The sequence below is a fragment of the Sulfitobacter sp. CW3 genome (assembly GCF_019392245.1).
GTDB lineage: Bacteria > Pseudomonadota > Alphaproteobacteria > Rhodobacterales > Rhodobacteraceae > Sulfitobacter.
In genome coordinates, this window is the sequence record NZ_JAHXRL010000577.1 from 1 (window position 1) to 234 (window position 234).

1 pseudogene is annotated in these 234 nt (G+C 28.2%); it reads right to left on the reverse strand.

Annotated elements, in window-relative coordinates:
- Positions 1–234, reverse strand: a pseudogene (locus KZZ06_RS22270) (hypothetical protein); the annotation flags it as partial.

Sequence of the window (234 nt, forward strand, 5' to 3'; positions counted from 1 at the left end):
ATATACTTTTTGGAGCTCTAAATTTTCTTCCAAAGATTTTATTATTTGATTTAACTCTTCTATTTTATTATTCTTTTGAGATAAACCTATTAGTTCATCTGTTACTTTTGTATCCTCGCTAAATCTTCTCCCAGGTGCAGAAACAACTATTACATCTCTATCATTCTTAGAAAAAATAATTTTTTTTACTTTTGCAAATTGTCCTGCATCTTTTAGAGAACTCCCTCCAAACTT